This is a genomic window from Haloferula sp. A504 (assembly GCF_044385805.1).
In the GTDB taxonomy this organism is placed as follows: Bacteria; Verrucomicrobiota; Verrucomicrobiia; order Verrucomicrobiales; family Akkermansiaceae; genus Haloferula.
Genome location: NZ_JBISBU010000170.1, coordinates 1 through 829, shown reverse-complemented (window position 1 = coordinate 829; position 829 = coordinate 1). Strand labels below are relative to the sequence as shown.

Here is an 829-nt window from a genome sequence, read left to right as displayed (position 1 = left end):
GCGATGTTCAGTGCCACCTCGAACGCCACCGGTGCGGGATTCGGAGGCACCGGGATCAATGGCCCCGCAGGCGCGGATCCCTTCGACGAGGCCAACGCCATCGTGGACGGGATTTATGCGAATAACAACGGGGCCGGTATCGCCACCATCACCTTCACAGGGTTGGCCGCTTCCACGACCTACAACATCTCGGCGATCGGAGGAAGGGCAAGCAACGGCGAGGACGGCATCATCGAGGTGACCACCGGCTCCACAGGCAGTCCGACCTACACCTTGCTCAACACCGGAACGGTGCTCGACTTCAGCGTGACCTCGGATGCCAGCGGCGAGATTGTATTCGATTTCAGTAGGTCGACCAATACCGGGGGGTTAAACGCGACATTCAACGCGATGAGCATCACGGCGATCCCCGAGCCCTCGGCCGCCCTGCTTGGCGGGCTGGGTACCCTGCTGCTCCTGCGCCGCCGCCGCAGGTGACTGGCCGGCCACACTATCGCCATATTTGGTCCTTCGAGGTCGGGCCACATTTCAAGGTTCCGAGACGCCCATCAGCTGGGTAGCCCACGCTGGAATTCTCTGGAGCTGTGTCATGAACAATCGAATCCCAGTCGCATGTATTGCCTACTTGGCTGCGATTTCGCTGATCGCTGCGGAAACAGTGCTCATCGATTGGTCGACCGCGGCCAGCGTGTCGTCTCCCGCAGGCGACGGGAAGCACTGGAACAGTCTGGGGGCTCCAACCGCCGGCGGCAGCTCCTTTGATCTGGCGACGACGGCGCTCATCGACTCCACCGGGGCCAGCTCCGGAATCAGCGTCGCGATGTTCAGT

The 829-nt window shown here is 62.2% G+C and carries 1 protein-coding gene and 1 pseudogene; one reads left to right on the top strand and one right to left on the bottom strand.

Annotation, left to right across the window (positions count from 1 at the left end; all coding sequences use genetic code 11):
- Window positions 1-477, top strand: a pseudogene (locus tag ACG2LG_RS24000) (hypothetical protein); the annotation flags it as partial.
- A gap of 144 nt (window positions 478-621) precedes the next feature.
- On the opposite strand, the gene ACG2LG_RS23995 reads toward ACG2LG_RS24000, so the two are convergent.
- The coding region (locus tag ACG2LG_RS23995; RefSeq protein ID WP_396263417.1) for a hypothetical protein at window positions 622-829 on the bottom strand (208 nt) is incomplete at its 5' end.